Genomic DNA, 22,046 nt, shown 5'->3' on the forward strand with positions numbered 1-22,046 from the left:
CGCCTTCTTCGCCGGAGCCGCCTTCTTCGCCGGAGCCGCCTTCTTCGCCGGAGCCGCCTTCTTCGCCGGAGCCGCCTTCTTCGCTGGAGCCGCCTTCTTCGCGGGGGCCGCCTTCTTGGCCGGGCCGGCGGAGGCCGCGGTCGCCTTCCGTGGGCGCATGATCTTCCGGGCGGCGGATGCGGCCTGACCGGCCAACGACTTCTTCGTGCTGCGGGCCATGACGGACTCCTCACGGGCGGCGACCCACCCGCCAGGGAGCGGTGGGCGTGCTGCGGAGGGTAGCGGGTGCGGCGATGCGGTCCAAGCAGCCACACCGCGGGGGTCGGTGGCCGAGACGGCGAGACCGGTCGGCCCGCGACGCGGGCCGACCGGTCTCATCGAGCGATCAGCGGGGTGAGCCGGTGGCTCAGGCCTCCTCCTCGCCGAGGATGGATCGCAGCCGCTTGGGCGCGGGCGTCTCCTCGACGGGCGCCAGGGTGTCACCCGGCGTCTGCAGCGCCTCGAGCTGCTGGGTGAAGTAGCTCTTGAGCCGGGAGCGGTACTCGCGCTCGAACGAGCGCAGCGTCTCCACCTCGGCGGAGAGCTTGTCGCGCTCCTTCTCCAGGTCACCGAAGAGCTGGGCGCGACGCTCGGCGGTCTCCGCGTCGAGCATCTCGGCGCGGGTGCGGGCGTCGGACTCGAGACGGTCGGACTTGATCTTGGCCTCGGACGCCAGGCGCTCGGACTTGGTCCGGGCCTCGCCGACGATCTTGTCGGCCTCGTTCTTGGCGTCCTCGACGAGCTCGTCGGCGTTGCGGGTCGCGATCTCGAGGAGACGGGCCGCGGCGTTGGACGCCTCGGGGACGGTCTCGACGCGGATCGTCTCCACGCCGCCGGTGGCGGCGGGGACCGGCACGGGCGCAGTGGCGACGGGCTCGACCGGAGCGGGGACCTCGACCGGGGCCGGCGGCTCGGGAACGATCTCCGGCACGGGCGCCAGCTGGGTGGGCGCGTCGAGCGTCGCGGGCGACGTCCCGGCCTGCGCAGCGGCGAGCTTCGCGCGGAGGTCGTCGTTCTCCTGGGTCAGGCGAGCGAGCTCGGCCTCCACCTCGTCAAGGAACTGGTCGACCTCGCCCATGTCGTAGCCCTCGCGCAGCCGAACCGGCGTAAAGCGCTTGTTGCTCACGTCCTCAGGCGTCAGGGGCATGACCTCACCAATCTATGCGGAAGAAACTTCGACAATATGCCTTCACGAACCATAGCGCTTGCCCGGGCGAGGACGGCATCCGCGGCCCCCGCGCGATACGCGGTCCGGTCCAGTGGAGTCGTGACCACTGGCGTCACAGGAGTATCACAGGAGCAGCGCCGAGCGGTTCACCGACAACAGCACGTAGGCCAGGATCATCACCAGGATGAAGCTGATGTCCAGGGCGAAGTTGCCGATCCGGATCGGCTTGATCACCTTGCGCAGGCCGTTGATCGGCGGGTCCGTGACGGTGTAGGCGAGCTCCAGGAAGACGAGCACCGGCCCCCGCGGCTCCCATGCCCGCGCGAACACCTGGACCCAGTCGGTGATGAAGCGAACCCACAGGAACGCGATGAAGGCGAACAGCACGCCCTCGATGATCCAGCCGACAGTCGTCACACCCGAAAACCTACCGGGTGCGCCACCGGCGGACGCAGCGCCCACCGGCGTCGCCCGCGCGAAGCGCATCGAGCGAGGACCGTGCGACACCGGCCGACAGGCGACACGCTCGCGCCGTGACGAAGGTCTTGCCGCCAGGCGAACGCCACCATCTACCCAGGTCGACTGCGAGCGCGGCAGCGTGGCGCCCGCGCGAAGCGCGTCGGTCGGGGTCCGCGGTCCGAGCGCAGCGAGGACCGTGCGACACCGGCCGACAGGCGACACGCTCGCGCCACAAACTCAGCTCGTGCCGCCAGGCGGAGGGTGGACCTACGTGCGGCAACTGCGCGGCCGGCAGCGTGGCGCCCGCGCGAAGCGCATCGAGTGTGGCCCGCGGTCCGAGCGCAGCGAGGACCGTGCGGCCTCACTCGATCGGCGACACGCTCGGCCGATCAAGATTGGTTGAAGAAGCCGTCGGCGGCGATGGCCTGCTTGTCCTCGGCAGCGACCGTGACGTTGGGCGGCGAGAGCAGGAACACCTTGTTGGTGACGCGCTCGATGCTGCCGCGGGTCGCGAAGATGAGCCCGGCGGCGAAGTCGACCAGCCGCTTGGCGTCGGCGTCGTCCATCTCGGTGAGGTTCATGATCACCGGGGTGCCCTCGCGGTACTCCTCGCCGATCGAGCGCGCCTCGTTGTAGGTCGTCGGGTGGAGGGTCGTGATGCGGGAGAGCTCCGCGACGACGGGCTGGGGCGCGACGGCCACCGGACGGCGGCGCTCCTCGAGGTCGGCGACGGTGCCCGACGGTACGGCGCGCACCGGGCGCTCCGGTCGGGGCTCGCGCGTGGCGCGCCCACGGGTCGACTCGGTCGTGTCGGCGTCGTCGTAGCCGGCCTCGTCATAGCCGGTGTCCTCCAGCAGGCCGAGGTACTCGCCGATCCTGCGCATCGCACCGCTCATGGCTCTTGCCTCCGTGATCCGCGTCCCCGGGTCCCGGGGACGTCTGATGTTGTGGACATTACTTGACCTCGGGCCTCGATCCGAGGACCGCGGAGCCGACGCGCACGTGTGTCGCGCCGACGGTGATCGCCGCCTCCAGGTCGCCGCTCATCCCGGCCGACAGATCCGTCGCATCGGGGTGCCGGGACAGGAAGTCGGCACGGATCCCGGCGAGCCGGGCGAAGGCCAGTGCCGGGTCGTCGTCGAGCGGCGCGACGGCCATCAGGCCCCGCAGTCGGAGCTCGGGCGTGCGGGCGACCTCGTCGGCCAGGGCCGGCAGCGTGGCGGGGTCGGCACCGGACCGGTGGTCGCGACCGGGCGGGTCGAGGCTGACCTGGAGCAGCACGTCGACGACCCGTCCCACATCGGCGGCGCCCCGGGCCAGTCGCGGCACGAGAGCGGCGCGATCGACCGACTCGACCACGTCGGCGTAGCGGGCCACGGCGGCGGCCTTGTTGGACTGCAGGCCGCCGATGAAGTGCCAGCGCAGGCCGAGGTCGGCGCACTCGGCCGCCTTGGCCTCCGCCTCCTGGTGGCGGTTCTCCCCCACGTCGGTGACGCCGAGCCCGGCCAGCAGGCGTACATCGGAGGCAGGGAAGAACTTGGTCACGACGACGAGGCCGACGTCGTCGGCGGCGCGGCCGGCGTCGGCGGCGGCGCGCGCGATCCGGTCGCGGACGGAAGCGAGGTTGGCGCGCAGCTCGGCGGCGCGGTCGGTCGTCACGACAGCCACACCAGCCCCGCGAAGCGCCCGGCGGCGGCCCCGTCGCGCCGGTGGGAGTGGAACCTGTCGTCCTCCAGGGTGCACCCGGGCACCGTCGTGACGGCGACGCCGGCCGCGGCCAGCTGGGCGGTCACGCCCGCGCCGAGATCGAGGGCGGGGGTGCCCCAGCTGGTCCGGGCGAATGTCGTCGGCACGGCCGCCGCGACCTCCTCACGCATCGTGGCGGGAACCTCGTAGCACCGTCCGCAGATGTGCGGACCTACCCAGGCGGCGATGTCGGCGGCGCCGAGGTCGCGCATCCGCTCGACGGTGCGGGTGACCACGTCCAGCTCGACCCCGCGACGCCCCGCGTGGGCGACGCCGACGACGCGGGCGGCCGGGTCGGCGAGGACGACGGGGACGCAGTCGGCGACGCGCACCATCAGACCGACCGCGGGGGCGGCGGCGACCTGTCCGTCGGCCGCGGGGAGCCGATCGGCGGCCGCCTCGGGCTCCCGGACACGGTCACGCCCCTCGACTCGGTCGATCGCGACGACGTCCGCGCCGTGGACCTGGTCCAGCCGGGCGAAGGTGGCACCGGTGGCGTCCCTCAGCGCGGCCAGGGCTCCGGCGAGCCGGTCGCCCTCGCGCAGGTCGAGCGAGGAGTCCGTGAACGCGACCTCGACCCGGCTCCCGCTGGCGGGGTCCGGGTCGAGGGCGAGGGTCTCACGGAAGGCGAACACGGCTCACTTCAGGAAGTCGGGCACGTCCAGGTCGTCGCCGTCGTCGAACTGCATCGGCGCCGGCGTGGTGCGGGCGCCGACCGGCTGCGGGTCGGACTGCTGCTCGGTGGCCGGCGCGGCCTCCCGGGCCGGCGTCGAGGTGGCCGCGGACGCCGGAGCGGCGGTCGACGGAGCCGAGGACGACGGGGACGACGAGCGGGCGGGTGCCGACGTGGACTGCTGCGGGCGGCGGACGACGGACTCCTCGCGACGCTTGGGCAGGCCGCCGTCGAAGCCGGCGGCGATGACCGTCACCCGGACCTCGTCGCCGAGGGCGTCGTCGATGATCGTGCCGAAGATGATGTTGGCGTCGGCATGCACCGCGTCCGCCACCATCGCCGCGGCCTCGTTGATCTCGAAGATGCCGAGGTCGGAGCCGCCCGCGATGGACAGCAGGACGCCGTGGGCTCCGTCGATCGACGCCTCGAGCAGGGGGCTGCTGATCGCCATCTCGGCGGCGGCCAGCGCCCGGTCCTCACCGCGTGCGGAGCCGATGCCCATGAGGGCGGAGCCGGCGTTGCTCATCACGGCCTTGACGTCGGCGAAGTCGACGTTGATCAGGCCGGGCGTGGTGATCAGGTCGGTGATGCCCGAGACACCCTGGAGCAGCACCTGGTCGGCCTGCTTGAACGCGTCGAGCATCGACACGTTGCGGTCGGAGATCTGCAGCAGCCGGTCGTTGGGGATCACGATGAGGGTGTCGACCTCCTCGCGGAGTCGCTCGATGCCCTCGTCGGCCGACTTCTTGCGGCGCGCGCCCTCGAACGTGAAGGGCCGGGTCACGACGCCGATCGTCAGCGCGCCGAGCGAGCGGGCGATGCGGGCCACGACGGGAGCGCCGCCGGTGCCCGTGCCGCCACCCTCACCCGCGGTCACGAAGACCATGTCGGCGCCCTTGAGCACCTCCTCGATCTCCTCGGCGTGGTCCTCGGCCGCCTTGCCGCCGACGTCGGGGTTGGCGCCGGCCCCGAGGCCGCGGGTGAGCTCGCGGCCGATGTCGAGCTTGACGTCGGCATCGCTCATCAGCAGCGCTTGCGCGTCGGTGTTGATGGCGATGAACTCGACGCCCTTGAGGCCGACCTCGATCATCCGGTTGACGGCGTTGACGCCGCCACCGCCGATGCCGACGACCTTGATGATGGCCAGGTAGTTCTGTGCAGCTGCCACGGCGGGGTCACCTCTCCAGGGTGGTTGTCTGTCAGTCGTCGTCTGTGTCGTCGAGCGGAGCGGTCGGCCACCCTTCCCCGGCGGCCGGCCCGGCGTGTCGCACAACCCTTACCCTCAGCCTGAGGGTTATAGTTATGTCAACCTCGTCGTGGTCACGACAGTAGGGACGGCGCGTCACCCGATCGCGCAGACACGCCGACCGGCGGTCGAACGGCCGCGAAAGTCCCCCGCGGGCAGGCCGTCGGCGGCACGCCCTAGTCTTCACCGCGGAGGTGACAGTGACAGAGGCCACGGGCAGGGCGGAGGCCCTCTCCCCGATCGCGGTGCGGGTCGTCCCGCTGCTGGTGTACGCCGGAGCGTTGAGCGCGTACGTCGTCACGGTCGGGCTGCCCAAGCAGTCCTGGGTCGCGATCATCTGGCTGTGGCTGCTCACGATCGCGTGGGACGTGCGCAAGCCGGTCCGTGAGCACCTGGCGTTCCTGCGCGACTGGTCGCTGCCCGTCGCGCTGCTCCTGCTCTACCTCTACAGCCGCGGGATCTCCGACGACCTCGGGTTCGTCTCGGTGCACGTGACCGAGCCGATCGAGGCCGACCGCTGGCTGTTCGGCGGCGTCGTGCCGACCGAGTGGCTGCAGGCCCGGTTGTGCGGCGACCCGTGCATCCGCGCCTCGCCGCCCGCCTGGTACGACGTCCTGCTCACCACCGTCTACTACTCGCACTTCTTCGTGGCGCTGACCATCGCCGCGGTGCTGTGGATGCGCGACCGGCCGGAGTGGATCCGCTACATGCGCCGCTACGTGTCGCTCAACTTCCTCGCACTGGTGATCTACATCGTCTACCCGATGGCTCCGCCCTGGATGGCCTCGCGCGACGGCCACCTCTCCGACGACATCGCCCGGATCACGGGCCGTGGCTGGTGGGAGTTCGGGCGCGGCGGCGGTGGCGGCGGTGGTGGCACCCACCAGACCATCTCGGCGGTGGGCAACCAGGTCGCCGCCATGCCGTCGCTCCACGCGGGCATCGCGATCCTCGTGGCCGCCTGGGCGATCAGCCGCCTGCGCGGACGCGCGCGCTGGCTGCTGGCGCTCTATCCGCTCGCGATGTCCTTCATGCTCGTCTACTACGCCGAGCACTATGTCGTCGACATCATCGCCGGCGGCATCTGTGTGGCGGTCGTGCTGCTCGGCTGGGCGGCGTGGGAACGGCGCCGCGGTCGCGCTCCTCAGCGCGTGGTCGGCGCACCCGGCACCGAGACGTCGTAGACCTGGGCGTCGACGTCGAGCAGCTCGAGGAGCACCGCGGCCTTGTCGTCGGCCTGCTCCGCGCTCCCCCAGCGGACGAGCCGCCCGTCGCGCAGGTGCAGGTCGATCTCGTCCACCGTGCGCACCTCGACGAAGTCGACGAGCTCGGAGACGGCGGCGTCGAGCGCGACCACGACCGCGGCCCCCTCGGCGAGCGCGTCGCCGTCCGCCTCGGGACCGACCTTGACCCGGGGCAGGCCCGCCGGCGCCTTGGCGAGGCGGCCGAAGGCGACGCCGGCGGCGTCGAGGTTGGTGAGCCGGTCGCCCCGGTCGAGGACGGCGACCGGCGTGCGCTCGACGATCTCGATCCGCACGTCGTGGGGCCAGGTGCGGGAGACGTCGACCGACTTCACGGTCGCGAGCGAGCGCAGGCGCACCTCGATCGCGCGCAGGTCGACGGTCGCGAGCGGCCCGCCGAGGGGTACGTCGGCTGTCGCGAGCACCTGCTTCTCCGACAGCTGGGCGTTGCCGATCACCTGCACGGCGTCGGCGCGCAGCCACGGCGAGAAGTAGACCGCATAGGTGCCGAGGCCGACGGCCGCGACGAGCAGCACGCCGGCGAGGACGTAGCGCCAGGTGAGCCAGCGCCGGGCGCGCTGACGGCGCGCGAACGCCCTGCGCATCCGCTCCTGCGGACCCGCTTTCGCGCCGCGCGTGCGCCCGCGACCGCTACCCCTCGCCATCGCCCCGCCTGCGGTCGGTCGCCTCGCTCCCGCGCGGCCTCGCCTCCGCGAGGGCGGCGAGCAGCCGGGGAGCGAGCTCCGTCACGTCGCCGGCGCCGAGGGTGAGCACGAGGTCGCCCGGCCGGGCGAGGGCGACCACGGTCTCCACGACGTCGTCGCGGTCGGTCACGAAGCGGGCGCCGGCGGGCGGCGGCACGGCGGCGGCCACCAGGGCGCCGGTGACGGCGGGGTCGGGATCCTCACGGGCGACGTACACGTCCATGACCACGACGTCGTCGGCGGCACCGAGCTCGTGGCCCATCTGCTCGCCGAAGATGCGGGTGCGGGAGACGAGATGGGGCTGGAAGCACACGACGAGCCGGCCGTGGCCCTCGACGAGCGAGCGGGCGGCTTCGAGGTCGCCGCGGATCTCGCTGGGGTGGTGGGCGTAGGAGTCGTAGACGCGGATGGCGCTGCCGGCGTCGCCCACCGATCCGATCAGCTCCATGCGGCGCTTGGCGCCGCGGTGCTTGGCCAGGCCTCGGGCGAGGCGGGCCGAGTCCAGGCCGAGCTCGAGGCCCACCGCCAGCGCGAGCAGGGCGTCCTGGGCGTAGTGACGGCCGGGGACGGCGAGCTCGACCGTGCCGAGGTCCCGGCCTCCCTCCTCGACCCGGAACCGCGTCCGGCCCCCCGCGACGCTCAGCTCGTGCCCGCGCAGCCGCGCGTCCGGGCCGAACCCCACGGTGCGGTCGGCCAGGTCGGCGCGCTCGGCGAGGGTCACCTCGGCACGACGCGCGAACTCCGCGAACGCGGCCTCGTAGGCCTCCTCGGTGCCCCAGTGGTCGAGGTGGTCGGCGTCGACGTTGGTGATCACGGCGATGCGCGGGGTGTAGACGAGGAAGGCCCCGTCGGACTCGTCGGCCTCGACGACCGCGACGGCTCCGGTGCCGAGCCGGGCGTTGGTGCCCAGGCTCTCGACCTCGGCGCCGATCGCGAAGGTGGGGTCGAGGCCGGCCTCCTGCAGTGCGACGACGGTCATCGCGGTCGTCGTGGTCTTGCCGTGCGTGCCGGCGACGGCGACCACGTCCCTGCCGAGCAGGACGGATTGGAGCCCCGCGGAGCGCGGCCACAGGCGCAGGCCACGGTCGACCGCGGCCGCGATCTCCGGGTTGTCCGCGCGCGCGGCGGTCGTCGCGACCACGGTGTCGACGCCGTCGAGGTGGGCCGCGTCATGGCCGACATGGACCGTGATGCCCTCGTCGCGCAGCGCTCGGACGACGGGCGAGTCGCTCGCGTCGCTGCCGCTGACCGGGACCCCGGCCTGGTGCATCAGGCGGGCGATGCCGGACAGCCCGGCGCCGCCGATGCCGACGAAGTGGACATGGCCGAGGCGGTCGGCCGGGAGGATCTCGTCGGGGACGGGGATCTTCACCTGGCGGCTCCGGCCACGTCCTGGATGATGCGGGCGAGCCGGTCGTCCGCGTCGCGCGGGACGAGGTCCGCGGCCGCGGCACCCATCCGGGCCAGGCGGTCCGCGTCCCGGGCCAGCGCGGGCACGGTGTCGGCGACGTAGTCGGCGGTGAAGGAGGCGTCCTCGACGAGCAACGCTCCCCCCGCGTCGACCACGGGGCGGGCGTTGAGCGCCTGCTCGCCGTTGCCGATGGGCAGCGGGACGAAGATGGCCGGCACGCCGGTGGCCGCGGCCTCGACCACGCTCGACGCGCCGGAGCGGCAGACCATGACGTCGGCCGCCGCGAGGGCGAGGTCCATCCGCTCGACGAAAGGCAGCACCACATAGGGCACGCCGGTCGGGACCGGCTCGCGCCAGCTCGGGTCGCTCGCTCCGTTCGGGCCGATCACGTGCAGCACCTGGACGCCGGCGGAGCCGAGGGCGGCCGCCGCGCCGGTGACGGCCTGGTTGAGCCGACGTGCGCCCTGGGAGCCGCCGGTGACGACGAGGGTCGGCAGGTCGGGGTCGAGGCCGAAGAAGGCTCGCGCCTCGGCGCGCACGGCGGCCCGGTCGAGGGTGGAGATCATCCGCCGGATCGGGAGGCCGACGTACTCCGCACCGCGCAACGGCGTCGCGGGGAAGCTCACCGCGACCCGCGCGGCGACGCGGGCGCCGACCTTGTTGGCGATGCCGGGCAGCGCGTTCTGCTCGTGGACCACCAGCGGCAGTCGGCGGCGCCGGGCGGCGACGTACGCCGGCATCGAGACGTAGCCGCCGTAGCCGACGATCACGTCGGGCCGGACGTCGTCGATCACGTCGAGGGCCGCCTTGACCGCGCCCCGCAGGCGCTGCGGCACGAGGGCGAGGTCCTTGCCGGGCTTGCGCGGCAGCGGCACCGGCGGCACCAGCCGCAGCGGATAGCCGGCCGCGGGCACGACCCTGTTCTCCAGCCCTCGCGGAGTCCCGAGGCAGGTGATCTCGGCGCCCGGGTCGAGTCGGCGCAGTGCGTCCGCGGTGGCGAGCAGCGGCGAGGTGTGCCCCGCCGTCCCCCCGCCGGCCAGAAGAATCCTCACGCCGCAGAACCTATCGCGGGCGGGCTCACGCACTGATGCCGGCGGAGCGGGCACGGCGACGCTGGGCGAGGGCGCGCGCGGCCGCCGGCTCGCGCCGGGCGAAGCCGATGACCAGACCGAGGGCGCTCAGGGTCGGCAGCAGGCTCGAGCCGCCGTACGACACCAGCGGGAGGGGGATGCCGATCACGGGGAGCAGGGCCAGCACCATGCCGACGTTGATCATCATCTGGCACAGCAGCCACACCACGATGCCGAAGGTGCAGTAGCGCACGAACGGCTGCGTCGTCTCCCGGGCGACGCGGATGCCGGCGTAGGCCAGGACCAGGAACAGCCCGATGACCAGCAGCGTGCCGATCAGGCCGAGCTCCTCGCCGAGCACGGCGAAGATGAAGTCGGTGTGCGCCTCGGGCAGCTGGCCCCACTTCTGCTGGCTCGCTCCGATCCCCTCTCCGAGGACGCCGCCGCTGGCCATGGCGTAGAGCCCGTGGGCCGGCTGCCAGCCGGTGCCGTGGTAGTCCTGGAACGGGTCGGCGAAGGTCGCGATCCGGGCCAGTCGGGTGGGCGAGGTCGCGGCGAGGGCGAGCGCCGCGACGCTCACCACGGCGAACACCAGACCGAAGAGCCGTCCCGGCGCCCCGACGACCCACAGCATGGCGACGAGCAGGGCGAAGAAGATGAGCGCCGTGCCGAGATCCTTGCCGACCACGACGAGACCGGTGGCGAGCACCATGCCGGGCACGACCGGCACCAGCATCTGGTGCAGGCTGCCGAGGCGGCGCTCCTTGTTGGCGTAGATGTGGCTGGCCCAGATGATCAGCGACAGCTTGGCGATCTCGGACGGCTGGATCTGGATCGGCCCGAGCACCAGCCAGTTGGTGTTGCCGTTGACCTCGCGTCCGGCGAAGGCGGTCACGACGAGCAGGGCGAGGGACAGCGAGAACGCGGGGTAGGCCAGGCCGCGCACCCACCGCACCGACACCCGCGAGGCGATGAAGGCGCAGGGCACGCCGATCACCACCCACATCAGCTGGCGGCGCACGATCGTGTAGGAGTCGCCGGTCTCGCGGAAGGCCCGCACGCTGGAGGCGCTGAGCACCATGATCAGGCCGATCACGAGCAGGAGCGCGGTCGCGCCGAGGAGCAGGTAGTAGGTCGTCAGCGGACGGTCGAGCGCGTCCTTGAGGGCACTGAGCCAGCCGGGCCGGCGGGTCCGCGCGCGAAGGCCGAGGCGGAGTCGCCCGGGCCTGGTCGTCTCGGGGTTGGCGGTGGTGATGTCGCTCCCCCTTGCTCCTGCCCGGCTGCTGCTCAGCCGCTGACGTGGTCCCGCACCGCCGCGGCGAACGCGTCGCCCCGCGCGGCGTAGTCGGTGAACTGGTCCATCGAGGCGCATCCCGGCGCCAGCAGCACTGTGTCGCCCGGTTGGGCGGCCCCGGCAGCGGCGGCGACGACGCGCCTCATCAGGTCGAGCTCTCCGACGGCTCCAGTCTCGGGTGTCTCCACCTCGATCACGGGCACATCGGGGGCGTGTCGCGAAAGCGCCGCGGCGATCACCCCACGGTCGCGACCGATGAGGACCGCCGCGCGCAGCCCGCCGCCGACCGCGCGGACCAGATCGTCGAAGGACGCCCCCTTGGCCAGCCCGCCGGCGACCCACACGACCGGTTCGAAGGCCGACAGCGACGACGCGGCCGCGTGCGGGTTGGTCGCCTTGGAGTCGTCGACCCAGGTGACGCCCGCGTGCTCGGCGACCACGGCGATCCGGTGGCCGTCGGGACGGAACGCCCGCAGCCCGTCGCGTACGGCGGCCTGGCTGATGCCGTGGGCCCGCGCCAGCGCGGCCGCGGCGAGCGCGTTGGCCACGAAGTGCGGCGCCCGCGAGGCGAGGTCGTCGAGCGTGCACAGCTCGGCCGCGCTCGTGGCGCGCTCCTCGATGAACGCCCGGTCGACCAGGATGTCCTCGACCACGCCGAGCATGCCTGCTGCGGGCGTGCCGAGCGTGAAGCCGATGGCGCGCGCGCCCTCGACGACGTCGGCCTCGCGCACCAGCCGCTCGGTGACCGGGTCGGCGGCGTTGTAGACGCAGGCGCGCTGGACGTGCTCGTAGATCCGGCCCTTGTCGCGTGCGTAGTCGTCCATGCCCGACGGACCGAGGTACCAGTCGAGGTGGTCCTCGGCGACGTTGAGCACGACGGCGCTCTCGGCCGACATCGACTCGGTGTAGTGGAGCTGGAAGCTCGACAGCTCGACGGCGATCACGTCGTAGGGCTCGGGGTCCATGACGGCCTCGGTCAGCGGCAGCCCGACGTTGCCGGCCGCGACGCTGCGCAGCCCGGCCGTCCGCAGGATGCTGTCGAGCATCTGCACGGTCGTGGTCTTGCCGTTGGTGCCCGTGACGCACAGCCAGGGCGCCGGCCGCTCGGGGTCGCGCAGCCGCCAGGCGAGCTCGACCTCGCCCCACACGGGGATCCCCCGCTCCCGTGCCGCCGCGACGACCGCCGAGTCGGGACGGAAGCCGGGCGAGACGACGAGCAGGTCGGCCTCCGCCGGGAGACTCGCGGTGGCGCCTTCGCGCGCGTCGATCCGGGCGCCGAGCACCTCCAGCAGCTCGGCCCGCTCGGCGAGCCGCGGGCTCAGCGACTCGGCGACGGCGTGCACGGAGGCGCCGAGGTGGAGCAGGTTGTCCACGGCGGCGGCGCCGCTCGTGCCGAACCCGGCGACGACGGCGCGCACGCCCTCCCAGGAGTCGCCGCGGCCGAGGCGGGTGACGTCAGGCATCGGCGGGGTGGTTCATAGACGGGAGACCCATTCGGCGTAGAAGATGCCGAGGCCGGTGGCGACGAAGAGACCGGTGATGATCCAGAACCGGATCACCACGGTCACCTGCTCCCAGCCGAGCATCTCGAAATGGTGGTGGATCGGCGCCATCCGGAAGATCCGCCGGCCCTTGGAGAGCTTGAAGAAGCCGACCTGCAGCATGACGGAGACGGTCTCCAGGACGAACAGCCCGCCGAGGATCACCAGGAGCAGCTCGGTCCGCGTGAGGACCGCGAACCCGGCCAGGGCGCTGCCGAGCGCCAGCGAGCCGGTGTCGCCCATGAAGATCTTGGCCGGCGAAGCGTTCCACCACAGGAAGCCGAAGCAGGCCCCGGTGATCGCCGCCGCGATGATCGCGAGGTCGAGCGGGTCGCGCACGTTGTAACAGGTGGCACTCGGCTCCTCCTGGCAGAACTGGTTGCTCTGCCAGATGTTGACCAGGGTGTAGGCGCCGAAGACCATCACCGACGCGCCGGCGGCGAGGCCGTCGAGGCCGTCGGTGAGGTTGACGGCGTTGCTGAAGCCCGCGACGAACAGCCAGATCAGCAGCAGCGCGAGGACCGTGGGCAGCACGAACCAGTCGAGCTCGCGCAGGAAGGAGACCTTCTCGCTGGCCGGGGTGCGGCCGTGGGAGTCCTCCAGCCAGGGCGACAGGGCGAGCCAGCCGAAGACCAGGGCGATGACGGTCTGGCCCGCCATCTTGGCCTTGCTGCGCAGGCCGAGGCTGCGCTGCTTGTAGATCTTGATGAAGTCGTCGAGGAAGCCGACCAGGCCCATCCCCACGAACAGGAAGAGCAACAGCAGCGCCGAGGCGCTCGGCGCGGTCAGCGTGATCAGCTTCGCCGCGAAGTAGCCGATGACCGCGGCCAGGATGATGACGACGCCCCCCATCGTCGGGGTGCCGCGCTTGGTGTGGTGGCTGGTGGGCCCGTCGTCGCGGATCTCCTGCCCGTAGCCCAGCTTGGTGAAGGCGGTGATCGCGACCCGGGTGCCGAGCAGCGAGATCAGCAGCGCGATGCCACCGCCGAGCAGGATCGCTCTCACGCCGTCGTCTCCTCGGTGCTACTCGTCCGGCCACTCGTCAGGCCACTCGTCCGGCTGTTCGTCAAGATCGCCTCTGCCACGACTTCCAAGGCGACGCCGCGCGACGCCTTGACGAGGACGACGTCCTCCGCCCCGGCATTCTGCCGCACCCAGGCCGTCGCATCCTCGCGCCCCGCCGTGACGATCACCTCACCGGCACCGCCCGCGGCCCCCTCGGCGATGCCGCGGGCCGCCTCGGCGACCACGACGAGGACGTCGACGCCGAGCTCGGCGGCCGCCCGGCCGACGGCGCGGTGCGCGGCGTCGTGCTCCTCGCCGAGCTCGCGCATCTCGCCCAGGACCGCGATGGTACGGCGGGGCCGGCTCGCGTCGCCGCGGCCGATCGCCACCAGCGCCTCGAGGGCGGCCCGCATCGAGTCGGGGTTGGCGTTGTAGGCGTCGTTGACGACGACCAGGCCGTCGGCGCGCTCACTCATCTCCATCCGCCAGCGCGAGGCGGCCTCGGCCTCGCCCAGGGCGCCCGCCACGTCGGCGAGCGGGAAGCCCGCGGCCACCGCCATGGCGGCCGCCGCGACGGCGTTGGGGATCTGGTGGAGGCCGGACTGGCGCAGCCGGACGGCGTGCCGCTCGTCGCCGCTCTCGAGTACGACGGCCGGGCGGCCCAGCGGGTCGAGGCGGACGTCGCGCCAGCGCAGGTCGCCGGTCTCGCCGAAGGTGACGATCCGCGCACGGGTGCGCGGCGTCATGGCCGCGACGAGCGGATCGTCCGCGTTGAGCACGGCCGTGCCCTCGGGCGGCAGCGCCTCGACGATCTCGCCCTTGGCCCGGGCGATCTGCTCCCGTCCGCCGAACTCGCCCACGTGGGCGGTCCCGACGTTGAGCACGGCCGCGATCGACGGGGGTGCGATGTCGCACAGGTAGGACAGGTGACCGACTCCGCGCGCGCCCATCTCGACGACGAGGAAGCGGGTGGCGGCGTCGGCGCGCAGCACGGTGAGCGGGACGCCGAGCTCGTTGTTGTTGTTGGCCGCGGTGGCGACGACGGCCGTCTCGCCGGCCAGGAGCCGCAGCACGGCGGCGAGATAGTCCTTGGTGCCGGTCTTGCCCTGGGAGCCGGTCATCGCCAGCACGGTGGCGTCGAGCCGGTCGAGCACGTGCCGGGCCAGCCGGCCCAGCGCCGCGACCGGGTCGGTGACGACGACCGTGGGTGCCGTCGTCGGCCGGCTGCCGAGCACGGCGTGGGCGCCGTCGGCGTAGTCGTGCCCGTCGACGCGCTCGCCCACGACGGCGACGAACAGGCCGCCGGGAAGCGGCGCGCGGCTGTCGACGTACGCGGGCGCGGAGACGGTGACGTCGTCGCCGTGGAGCGTCCCGCCGACGATGTCGGCGATCGCGGAGAGCGGGAGCGGGATCACTCCTCACCGCCGGGTCGAGGACCGGGCAGCTCGGCCAGCAGCGCGCGCACGACGTCGCGGTCGTCGAAGGGGTGCACGACGCCGGCGACCTCCTGGCCCGCCTCGTGGCCCTTGCCCGCCACCAGGACGACGTCCCCGGGAGCGGCCAGGCGCAGGGCCGCGGCGATCGCCTCGCGCCGGTCGCCGATCTCGAGGACCTCGCTGCCGGTCCGTGCGGCCGCGGGACGGGCGCCCTCCAGCACGGCGGCCCGGATCGCGGCCGAGTCCTCGGTGCGGGGGTTGTCGTCGGTCACCACGACCACGTCGGCGAGCTCCGCGGCGATCGCCCCCATCACGGGACGCTTGCCGCGGTCGCGGTCTCCCCCGGCGCCGATCACGACGACCAGCCTGCCACGGGTCACCGGTCGCAGCGTGCGCAGCACGGCGTCGACGGCGTCCGGCTTGTGGGCGTAGTCGACGACGACGGTGAGGTCGCGGTCGGTCTCGATCCGCTCCAGACGGCCCGGTACGCCGCCGGAGCGGCCGATCCCGTCGGCGACCTGCTGGGGGTCGAAGCCCGCCTCCGCCGCGGCGGCGATCGCCGCGAGGGCGTTGGCGACGTTGAACTCCCCCGCCAGCGGGACCGAGCCGGCCAGCGTCCGTCCGCCGGGGCCGTGCACGGTGAAGGTCGAGCCCTCCGGACGCTGGTCGATCGCGGAGACCGTCCAGTCGGCCCCGTCGACACCGCGGCCGACGGCGTAGGTGCGCACGGGGATCGGCGCCTCGGCCGCGAGCCGGCGACCGTGCTCGTCGTCGACGCAGACCAGGCCGAGGCGGGCGTGCTCGGGCGTGAAGAGCGACGCCTTCGCGGCGAAGTAGTCCTCGACGTCGGCGTGGAAGTCGAGGTGGTCGCGGCCGAGGTTGGTGAAGACCGCGACGTCGAAGACGACGCCGTCCACCCGGCCCATCACCAGGGCGTGGCTGGAGACCTCCATCGCGCACGCCGTGACGTCGAGCTCGCGCATCCGGGCGAAGAGGCCGTGCAGGTCCGGCGCCTCGGGCGTGGTCAGCGCCGTCGGCACCTCCGCGCCGGCGATCCGGGTGCCGACCGTGCCGATCACCGCGCTGCGCACGCCCGCGGCGAGCAGGCCGCCGTCGAGCAGGCGGGTGACGGTGGTCTTGCCCTGGGTGCCGGTGACGCCGACGGTGCGCAGCGCCGCGGCCGGCCGGTCGTAGACGAGTGCGGCCACCGTCCCCAGCACCGCGCGCGGCTCGGCGACCACGAGGACGGGCAGCCCGGCGCCGGCGGCCAGGACCGCCCCCTCGGCGTCGGTGAGCAATGCCGCCGCGCCCGCCGCCGCGGCCTGCTCGGCGAAGGTGGCACCGTGGGCCCGCGAGCCCGGGAGCGCGGCGTACAGGTCGCCGGGCTCGACGCGACGCGAGTCGAGCGTCACGCCGCGGACCTCGACGCCGGGAGAGCCCGGAGCGACACCCAGCGCCCGGGCGACGTCGTCGAGCGGCGTCAGGGGCGGGTGTGCGGGGCGGGTCGTCGAGCGGGTCACCACGTGACCGGGGTCTGGTTGGGCTCGGTGCCGGTGGGCGCGACGCCGTAGCGGCGCAGGGTCTGGCTCATCAGCTTGGCGAACGCGGGACCGGCGACGCTGCCACCGCCGCTGCCGGCCCGCGGGGCGTGGACGACCACGTAGATGGTGAAGCGCGGGTCGTCCGCCGGCGCGAACCCGGCGAAGGACACCGAGAGGCTGCCGTCGTACCGACCGTCGACGACGCGCTGGGCGGTGCCGGTCTTGCCGGCCACGCGGTAGCCGGGCACCTGCGCCCCGGGAGCGACGCCGATCGGGGACGGCTGCACGACCCGCTCCATCATCAGCATGGTCTCGCGAGCGGCGTCCTCGCTGATCACCCGGCGGCTGGTGGCGACGTCGGTGCCGATCGTCGTGCCGTCGTCGGCGCGGGCCGAGCCCTTGACCAGCGTCGGGTCGACGCGGACCCCGCCGTTGGCGATGGTGTTGACCGCGGCGGTCATCTGGACCGCGTTGACCGACAGCGACTGGCCGAAGGCGATGCGGTCGCCGACCTGCGAGGTCCAGGCCGCACCCTGCGGCAGGATCCCGCGGGTCTCGCCGCCGAGGCCGAGGCCGGTGCGCGCGCCGAGGCCGAAGCGGGTGAGGTAGTCGCGCAGCTGGCCCCGCTTGAACTGGTCGGCGGCGAGCACGGTGCCGACGTTCGAGGACTTGGCGAGGATGCCGGCCAGGGTCAGCTTGAGCGTGCCGTGGTCCCAGTAGTCGCCGATCGGACGGTCCTGGCGGTTCAGCTGGCCCGGCACCTTGAACCGCTGCTCCTTGAAGCCGAGGCCCGCGTCGACCAGCGCGCTGACGGTCAGCACCTTCTCGACCGAGCCGGGCTCGTAGACGTCGGTGAGCGCGGAGGAGCGGTAGAGCTCCTTGTCGTAGCGGTACGGGTCCGCGGCGTCGTACGTCGGGTAGTCGGCCAGGGCCAGCAGCTCGCCGGTGCGGGTGTCCTGGATCACCGCGATGCCGGACTCGCCGCCCGCCCGGGTCACGGTCTGCTGGAGCACGCGCTGGGTGTAGTACTGCAGGTCGCGGTCGATGGTGAGCGTCAGGTCCTTGCCGTCGACGGCCGGGGTCACGGTGTTGTCGCCGAGCGGGATCTGGTTGCCGGCGCCGACCTCGTAGCGGGCCTCGCCGTCCTTGCCGGACAGGTAGGTGTTGAAGGAGTCCTCGAGCCCCGCGAGGCCGACGATGGCGCGCTCCTCGCCCTCCTTGCCGTTCTCGCCGAGGAAGCCGACGAGATTCGCCGCGACGGACTTGTTGGGGTACGTGCGCAGCGGGTCCCGCTCGGTCATCAGGCCGGCGAACGGGCGTCCCTTGTCGTCCTTGAACTGCTCCTGGACGTCGGAGACGACCTTCTCGGCCTTGCTGGCCGGGACCTGGCGGGCGATGTACTGGAACCGGCTGTCCTCGACCCGCAGCCGGCGCAGCGTCTCGAAGTAGTCGACGCCGAGGCGGTCCGACAGGATCGTCGCCAGCTCGGGCGCGACCTCGGCGGTCACCTTGGGGTCGGCCACGACCATCCGGCCGTCGACGGTGTCGGCCATCGGCTTGCCGTTGCGGTCCAGGATCTCGCCGCGGGTCGCGGGGAGGTCCACGACCCGCTGCCCCTCGGCCGCGGCCATCTGGGCGTACGAGCGGGGGTCGACCCCCTGCAGCTGCACCAGGCGGGCCGCGAACACCGACAGCACCATCGCGATGAGCAGGAAGCCGATCCGCATCCGACGGTGCGGCGAGCCCCGGAGGACGTCTCCGGTGCGGCGCCGCAGGCGGCTGGGGGCGGGTCGGCTCACGCGCTCCAACCTACGGCTCACGGGTCACTGAACCGTGGTGGGCACGCCGTCCGCGCCGGCCGACGCCGTCACCTTCTGCTTGACCGGCGGCGGGTCGAGGTCCGCCGGGCGGCGCGGGCCGGGCGGCTCGAGCGGGAGCCGGTCGGCGCCCGTGGCCGGCTGCGGGTCGCCGCTGATCTTGCCGGAGCCGAGGTGCAGGACGCCGGCCCCGGTCGTCGGCAGCACCATGCCGAGCTTCTCGGCGGCCGCGGCGACGTGCGCCGGGTCGTTCAGCAGCTGGAGGTCCATCTCGAGCGCCTCCTGCTGGGCGCCGAGGTCGGTGGCCTGGTTCTGCAGGGCCGTCTCGCGGAAGGAGGCCTGCTGCATCGAGGTGTTGAACATCAGCAGCCCGACCACGCCGCCGAGCAGGATGATGCTGACGAAGGTCACGAACGGCACCCGCGGCGCCTGGGTGCGGCGGCGCGGGACGACGGTCAGCCGGGCCCGCTGCAGGGCCGCCTGCGCGAGGCGCGGGGCGACGTACGGGAGCCGGTTGCGGAGGGGCGAGGTGGAGGACATCAGACGGCTCCCTTGCCAGACGACGTGTTCGGACGGGTGGTCGCTTTGGTGCGCTCGATCGCGCGCAGTCGGACGGAGGCGGCGCGAGGGTTCTCCTCGACCTCCTCGGGCGTGGCCTGCTCGGCGCCCCGGGTCACCAGCCGGTACGACGGCTCGGCGCCCTCGGGCACGAACGGCAGGTCGTCGGGCACGTCGAGCCGGCTCGCGGCGGCGAAGACCCGCTTGACCATGCGGTCCTCCAGGGAGTGGTAGGACTCGACGACTACCCGGCCGCCGACGCCGATCGCGTCGACCGCGGCGGGCAGGGCGCGCTCCAGCACCCGCAGCTCGTCGTTGACCTCCATCCGCAGCGCCTGGAAGGTGCGCTTGGCGGGGTGGCCGCCGGTCCGCCGGGCCGGGGCCGGGATCACGTCGTAGAGGAGCGCGACGAGGCGGGCCGAGCTCGTGAACGGCTCGACCTGGCGCTCGCGCACGACGGCGTCGGCGATCCGGCGCGCCATCTTCTCCTCGCCGTACTCCTTGAGGACCCGGGCCAGCTCGGCGGCGGAGTAGGTGTTGAGGACGTCGGCCGCGGTCGGGCCGCTGTCCCCCATCCGCATGTCGAGCGGCGCGTCGACGGCGTAGGCGAAGCCGCGCTCGGGCAGGTCGAGCTGCATCGAGGAGACGCCGAGGTCGAAGAGCACGGCCGCGACCTCGGTCCGGCCCTGACCGGCGACGACCTCGGCGATCTCGTCGTAGACGGCCTGGACGCCGGTGAACCGGTCGCCGTACGGCGCCAGCCGCTCCCTGCTCATGGCGAGCGCACGGGGGTCGCGGTCGATGCCGATGACGCGGGAGCCGGGGCAGCGCTCGAGGACCGCCTCGCTGTGGCCGCCGAGCCCGAGCGTGCAGTCGACGAGGACGCTGCCCTCGCGTTCGAGCGCGGGCGCGAGGAGGGAGACGACCCGGTCCAGCAGGACGGGGACGTGGCGCGGGCTGCCCATGGTCCTCAGCGCCCGGCCAGGTGGGTCAGGACCAGCAGGAGCACGCAGCCCACGGACAGCGCGGCCGAGAAGGCCATCAGGGTGAGGGCGTCGCGTGCCTGCTCGCGGACGCGGCGCTCACCGGAGACCTCCGGTGACTGCGTGCGAACGACGCTCATGCTCTCGACCCCTCGACCCTGGGACTGGACTGGCTGCCAAATGGGGCGGATCCGCAGAGCCAGGTCCCGGCCCGCTCCCGTTCCGGTGTTCGGGATGCCGTCTGGTGCCGGGGAAGGTGCCCCAGAAGGCGGTGGTTCGCCTGTCGCCTGTGGCCGGGGAAGGTGCTACAGGAGACAGGACTCGGGAGCGGGAACGGGCTGAGACCTCGTCCTGCGGATCCGCTGTTGTGTTGTCGGTGGTGCTGCGTCGGCCCGGGGGGCCGGGGTGGTGCCGGTGGCGGCTCAGTCGTCGTCCTCGTCGAGGTCGGCGAACTCCTCCAGCGCCTCGAGCTGGAACTCGCGCCATGCGGCGGGGTTCCAGATCTCCAGGCGGTCCCGGACACCGATCACGACGACGTCGCGCTCGAGTCCGGCGTACTCACGCAGGTGGGCCGGGATGCCGATCCGTCCCTGCTTGTCGGGGGTGCTCTCGTCGCCGCCGGCGAAGAGCACCCGGGCGTAGCGCCGGGCGGCGCGGTTGGTCATCGGCCGGGCGGCCTGCCGCTCGGCCTCCTCGGCGAAGACATCGGTCGGCCAGACGACCAGGCACTTGTCCTGTCCCTGTGTGACCACGAGGCCCTCCGCCAGTCGATCCCTGAACTTCGCCGGGAGGAAGAGGCGGCCCTTGTCGTCGAGCTTCGGGGTGTAGGTGCCCATGAAGAGCATCCGGGCCACCCCCAGCCGTCCCACCGGACTCCGCCGTCCTCCACTTTCCCCCACACTACTCCACTTTCCCCCACCGTCAACCACCGACGCTCCCCTTCGCGCGGCGTGGTGCACCACCCGCGCCCCCAAATGCGCAGGTCAGCGCCTTGGTGGCGGTGGTGGAGCGAAGTGGAGGAGAAGTGGGGCGCCGGTGGGGCGCGCGAGGATGTCCGCGTCGGACCCGCCACGCCGACCAGCCGCGCCGTAGGGTTGCTCCACCGCAGCGAGGTGGCTGCTGAGAGAGGGAGAACGCCGTGGAGTCGCCGAGCACCGACGTCGACAGCGTGGCGCGCGTCGCCGGCCGCATCCAGGCCAATGTGGAGAAGGTGATCGAGGGCAAGGGCGAGGTCGTCTCCGCCGCGATCGTCGTCCTCCTGGCCGAGGGCCATCTGCTCCTCGAGGACGTCCCGGGCGTCGGCAAGACCATGCTGAGCAAGGCGCTCGCCCGCAGCATCGACTCGACGGTCCGCCGCATCCAGTTCACGCCGGACCTGCTGCCCTCCGACATCACCGGCGTGTCGGTCTACAACCAGTCCACGCGGGAGTTCGAGTTCCGCCCCGGCGGCGTGTTCGCCAACGTGGTCATCGGCGACGAGATCAACCGGGCCTCCCCCAAGACCCAGTCCGCCCTCCTCGAGTGCATGGCCGAGCGCCAGGTGACCGTCGACAACGTCACCTACCACCTCGAGTCGCCGTTCATGGTGATCGCGACGCAGAACCCGGTCGAGATGGAGGGGACCTATCCCCTGCCGGAGGCGCAGCGCGACCGCTTCCTCGCCCGGGTCTCGATCGGCTACCCCGTGCCCGCCGCGGAGATCGCCATGCTGGCCAACCACGGCGAGGTCAGCCCGCTCGACGACCTCGAACCGGTCACCGACAGCGCCGAGATCCGCAAGATGTGCGCGATCGTCGGCCAGGTCCACGTCTCCGACACCGTGCAGCGCTACGCCGTCGCGCTCACGGCCGCCACCCGGCAGACACCCGAGCTGGTCCTCGGCGCGTCCCCGCGCGCCACCCTCCACCTGGTCCGCGCCGCGAAGGCGCGGGCCGCACTGCACCGGCGCGACTACGTCCTCCCCGACGACGTGCGCGCCCTGGTGCAGCCCGTCCTCGCCCACCGGCTGCTCCCCAGCGCCGAGGCGGCGATCGGCGGTCGCACGGTGGCGACCATCCTGGAGGGCATCGCCGCCCAGGTCCCCGTGCCCGAACCGTCGTCGTGAGCTGTGCCCG

22 protein-coding genes are annotated in these 22,046 nt (G+C 73.1%); 2 read left to right on the forward strand and 20 right to left on the reverse strand.

Annotated elements, in window-relative coordinates; translation table 11 throughout:
• From ACPZVR_RS03990 to ftsZ, 7 genes are all read right to left on the reverse strand, one after another.
• Positions 1-219 (reverse strand): hypothetical protein (locus tag ACPZVR_RS03990; protein ID WP_436698282.1); only part of this gene is annotated, 219 nt, incomplete at its 3' end.
• 187 nt (positions 220-406) lie between these two features.
• Positions 407-1,186: a DivIVA domain-containing protein gene (locus tag ACPZVR_RS03995; protein WP_436698283.1), complete on the reverse strand. Its 780-nt coding sequence runs from the start codon at positions 1,184-1,186 to the stop codon at positions 407-409.
• Between the two features lie 144 nt (positions 1,187-1,330).
• A complete protein-coding gene (locus ACPZVR_RS04000; protein ID WP_257423453.1) occupies positions 1,331-1,624 on the reverse strand; it encodes a YggT family protein in 294 nt (97 codons plus the stop codon).
• 431 nt (positions 1,625-2,055) lie between these two features.
• Positions 2,056-2,562, reverse strand: coding sequence for a cell division protein SepF (locus ACPZVR_RS04005; RefSeq protein WP_436698284.1), 507 nt, complete (start codon positions 2,560-2,562; stop codon positions 2,056-2,058).
• Between the two features lie 58 nt (positions 2,563-2,620).
• The gene (locus ACPZVR_RS04010) at positions 2,621-3,325 is read right to left on the reverse strand and encodes a YggS family pyridoxal phosphate-dependent enzyme (RefSeq protein WP_436698285.1); all 705 of its coding nucleotides are present in this window, start codon (positions 3,323-3,325) and stop codon (positions 2,621-2,623) included.
• A complete protein-coding gene (locus ACPZVR_RS04015) occupies positions 3,322-4,047 on the reverse strand; it encodes a purine nucleoside phosphorylase YfiH/LACC1 family protein (RefSeq protein ID WP_436698286.1) in 726 nt (241 codons plus the stop codon). Before ACPZVR_RS04015 ends, ACPZVR_RS04010 begins: the two co-directional genes overlap by 4 nt.
• A 3-nt stretch (positions 4,048-4,050) precedes the next feature.
• On the reverse strand, positions 4,051-5,253 hold the full coding sequence (ftsZ, locus tag ACPZVR_RS04020; protein ID WP_436698287.1) for a cell division protein FtsZ: 1,203 nt from the start codon (positions 5,251-5,253) through the stop codon (positions 4,051-4,053).
• Positions 5,254-5,531: 278 nt separating this feature from the next.
• Between ftsZ and ACPZVR_RS04025 the strand changes: the two genes are divergently transcribed.
• Positions 5,532-6,515 (forward strand): phosphatase PAP2 family protein, encoded by a 984-nt coding sequence (locus ACPZVR_RS04025; protein WP_436698288.1) that lies wholly within the window; start codon positions 5,532-5,534, stop codon positions 6,513-6,515.
• Here ACPZVR_RS04025 and ACPZVR_RS04030 read toward each other — a convergent pair.
• The 13 genes from ACPZVR_RS04030 to mraZ form a co-directional block, all read right to left on the reverse strand.
• The gene (locus ACPZVR_RS04030; protein WP_436698289.1) at positions 6,476-7,177 is read right to left on the reverse strand and encodes a cell division protein FtsQ/DivIB; all 702 of its coding nucleotides are present in this window, start codon (positions 7,175-7,177) and stop codon (positions 6,476-6,478) included. The genes ACPZVR_RS04025 and ACPZVR_RS04030 overlap by 40 nt on opposite strands.
• Before the next feature lie 46 nt (positions 7,178-7,223).
• The gene (gene murC / locus ACPZVR_RS04035) at positions 7,224-8,648 is read right to left on the reverse strand and encodes a UDP-N-acetylmuramate--L-alanine ligase (protein ID WP_436698290.1); all 1,425 of its coding nucleotides are present in this window, start codon (positions 8,646-8,648) and stop codon (positions 7,224-7,226) included.
• Positions 8,645-9,739 (reverse strand): undecaprenyldiphospho-muramoylpentapeptide beta-N-acetylglucosaminyltransferase, encoded by a 1,095-nt coding sequence (gene murG / locus ACPZVR_RS04040; protein WP_436698291.1) that lies wholly within the window; start codon positions 9,737-9,739, stop codon positions 8,645-8,647. The genes murC and murG overlap by 4 nt, the downstream gene beginning before the upstream one ends.
• A 25-nt stretch (positions 9,740-9,764) precedes the next feature.
• The gene (gene ftsW, locus ACPZVR_RS04045) at positions 9,765-11,129 is read right to left on the reverse strand and encodes a putative lipid II flippase FtsW (protein ID WP_436698292.1); all 1,365 of its coding nucleotides are present in this window, start codon (positions 11,127-11,129) and stop codon (positions 9,765-9,767) included.
• The gene (gene murD / locus ACPZVR_RS04050) at positions 11,045-12,514 is read right to left on the reverse strand and encodes a UDP-N-acetylmuramoyl-L-alanine--D-glutamate ligase (protein WP_436698293.1); all 1,470 of its coding nucleotides are present in this window, start codon (positions 12,512-12,514) and stop codon (positions 11,045-11,047) included. Before murD ends, ftsW begins: the two co-directional genes overlap by 85 nt.
• A 12-nt stretch (positions 12,515-12,526) precedes the next feature.
• Positions 12,527-13,597, reverse strand: a complete 1,071-nt coding sequence (gene mraY / locus ACPZVR_RS04055; protein ID WP_436698294.1) for a phospho-N-acetylmuramoyl-pentapeptide-transferase — start codon at positions 13,595-13,597, stop codon at positions 12,527-12,529.
• Positions 13,594-15,012: a UDP-N-acetylmuramoyl-tripeptide--D-alanyl-D-alanine ligase gene (locus ACPZVR_RS04060; RefSeq protein ID WP_436698295.1), complete on the reverse strand. Its 1,419-nt coding sequence runs from the start codon at positions 15,010-15,012 to the stop codon at positions 13,594-13,596. The genes mraY and ACPZVR_RS04060 overlap by 4 nt, the downstream gene beginning before the upstream one ends.
• Positions 15,009-16,553, reverse strand: coding sequence for a UDP-N-acetylmuramoyl-L-alanyl-D-glutamate--2,6-diaminopimelate ligase (locus tag ACPZVR_RS04065; RefSeq protein ID WP_436698296.1), 1,545 nt, complete (start codon positions 16,551-16,553; stop codon positions 15,009-15,011). The genes ACPZVR_RS04060 and ACPZVR_RS04065 overlap by 4 nt, the downstream gene beginning before the upstream one ends.
• Complete coding sequence (locus tag ACPZVR_RS04070) at positions 16,550-18,373, reverse strand: peptidoglycan D,D-transpeptidase FtsI family protein (protein WP_436698297.1); 1,824 nt, start codon at positions 18,371-18,373, stop codon at positions 16,550-16,552. Before ACPZVR_RS04070 ends, ACPZVR_RS04065 begins: the two co-directional genes overlap by 4 nt.
• Before the next feature lie 24 nt (positions 18,374-18,397).
• Entirely contained in the window at positions 18,398-18,931 is a 534-nt protein-coding gene (gene ftsL, locus ACPZVR_RS04075; RefSeq protein ID WP_436698298.1) for a cell division protein FtsL, read from the reverse strand.
• The gene (rsmH, locus tag ACPZVR_RS04080; protein WP_436698299.1) at positions 18,931-19,914 is read right to left on the reverse strand and encodes a 16S rRNA (cytosine(1402)-N(4))-methyltransferase RsmH; all 984 of its coding nucleotides are present in this window, start codon (positions 19,912-19,914) and stop codon (positions 18,931-18,933) included. The genes ftsL and rsmH overlap by 1 nt, the downstream gene beginning before the upstream one ends.
• A gap of 5 nt (positions 19,915-19,919) precedes the next feature.
• Positions 19,920-20,072, reverse strand: coding sequence for a hypothetical protein (locus tag ACPZVR_RS04085; RefSeq protein WP_436698300.1), 153 nt, complete (start codon positions 20,070-20,072; stop codon positions 19,920-19,922).
• A 282-nt stretch (positions 20,073-20,354) separates the two neighbouring features.
• Positions 20,355-20,801 (reverse strand): division/cell wall cluster transcriptional repressor MraZ, encoded by a 447-nt coding sequence (mraZ, locus tag ACPZVR_RS04090; RefSeq protein WP_425489756.1) that lies wholly within the window; start codon positions 20,799-20,801, stop codon positions 20,355-20,357.
• A gap of 299 nt (positions 20,802-21,100) precedes the next feature.
• Between mraZ and ACPZVR_RS04095 the strand changes: the two genes are divergently transcribed.
• Entirely contained in the window at positions 21,101-22,036 is a 936-nt protein-coding gene (locus ACPZVR_RS04095; RefSeq protein WP_436698731.1) for an AAA family ATPase, read from the forward strand.
• The last annotated feature ends 10 nt before the right edge of the window (positions 22,037-22,046 follow it).

Source organism: Nocardioides segetis (assembly GCF_051390595.1).
In the GTDB taxonomy this organism is placed as follows: domain Bacteria; phylum Actinomycetota; class Actinomycetes; order Propionibacteriales; family Nocardioidaceae; genus Nocardioides.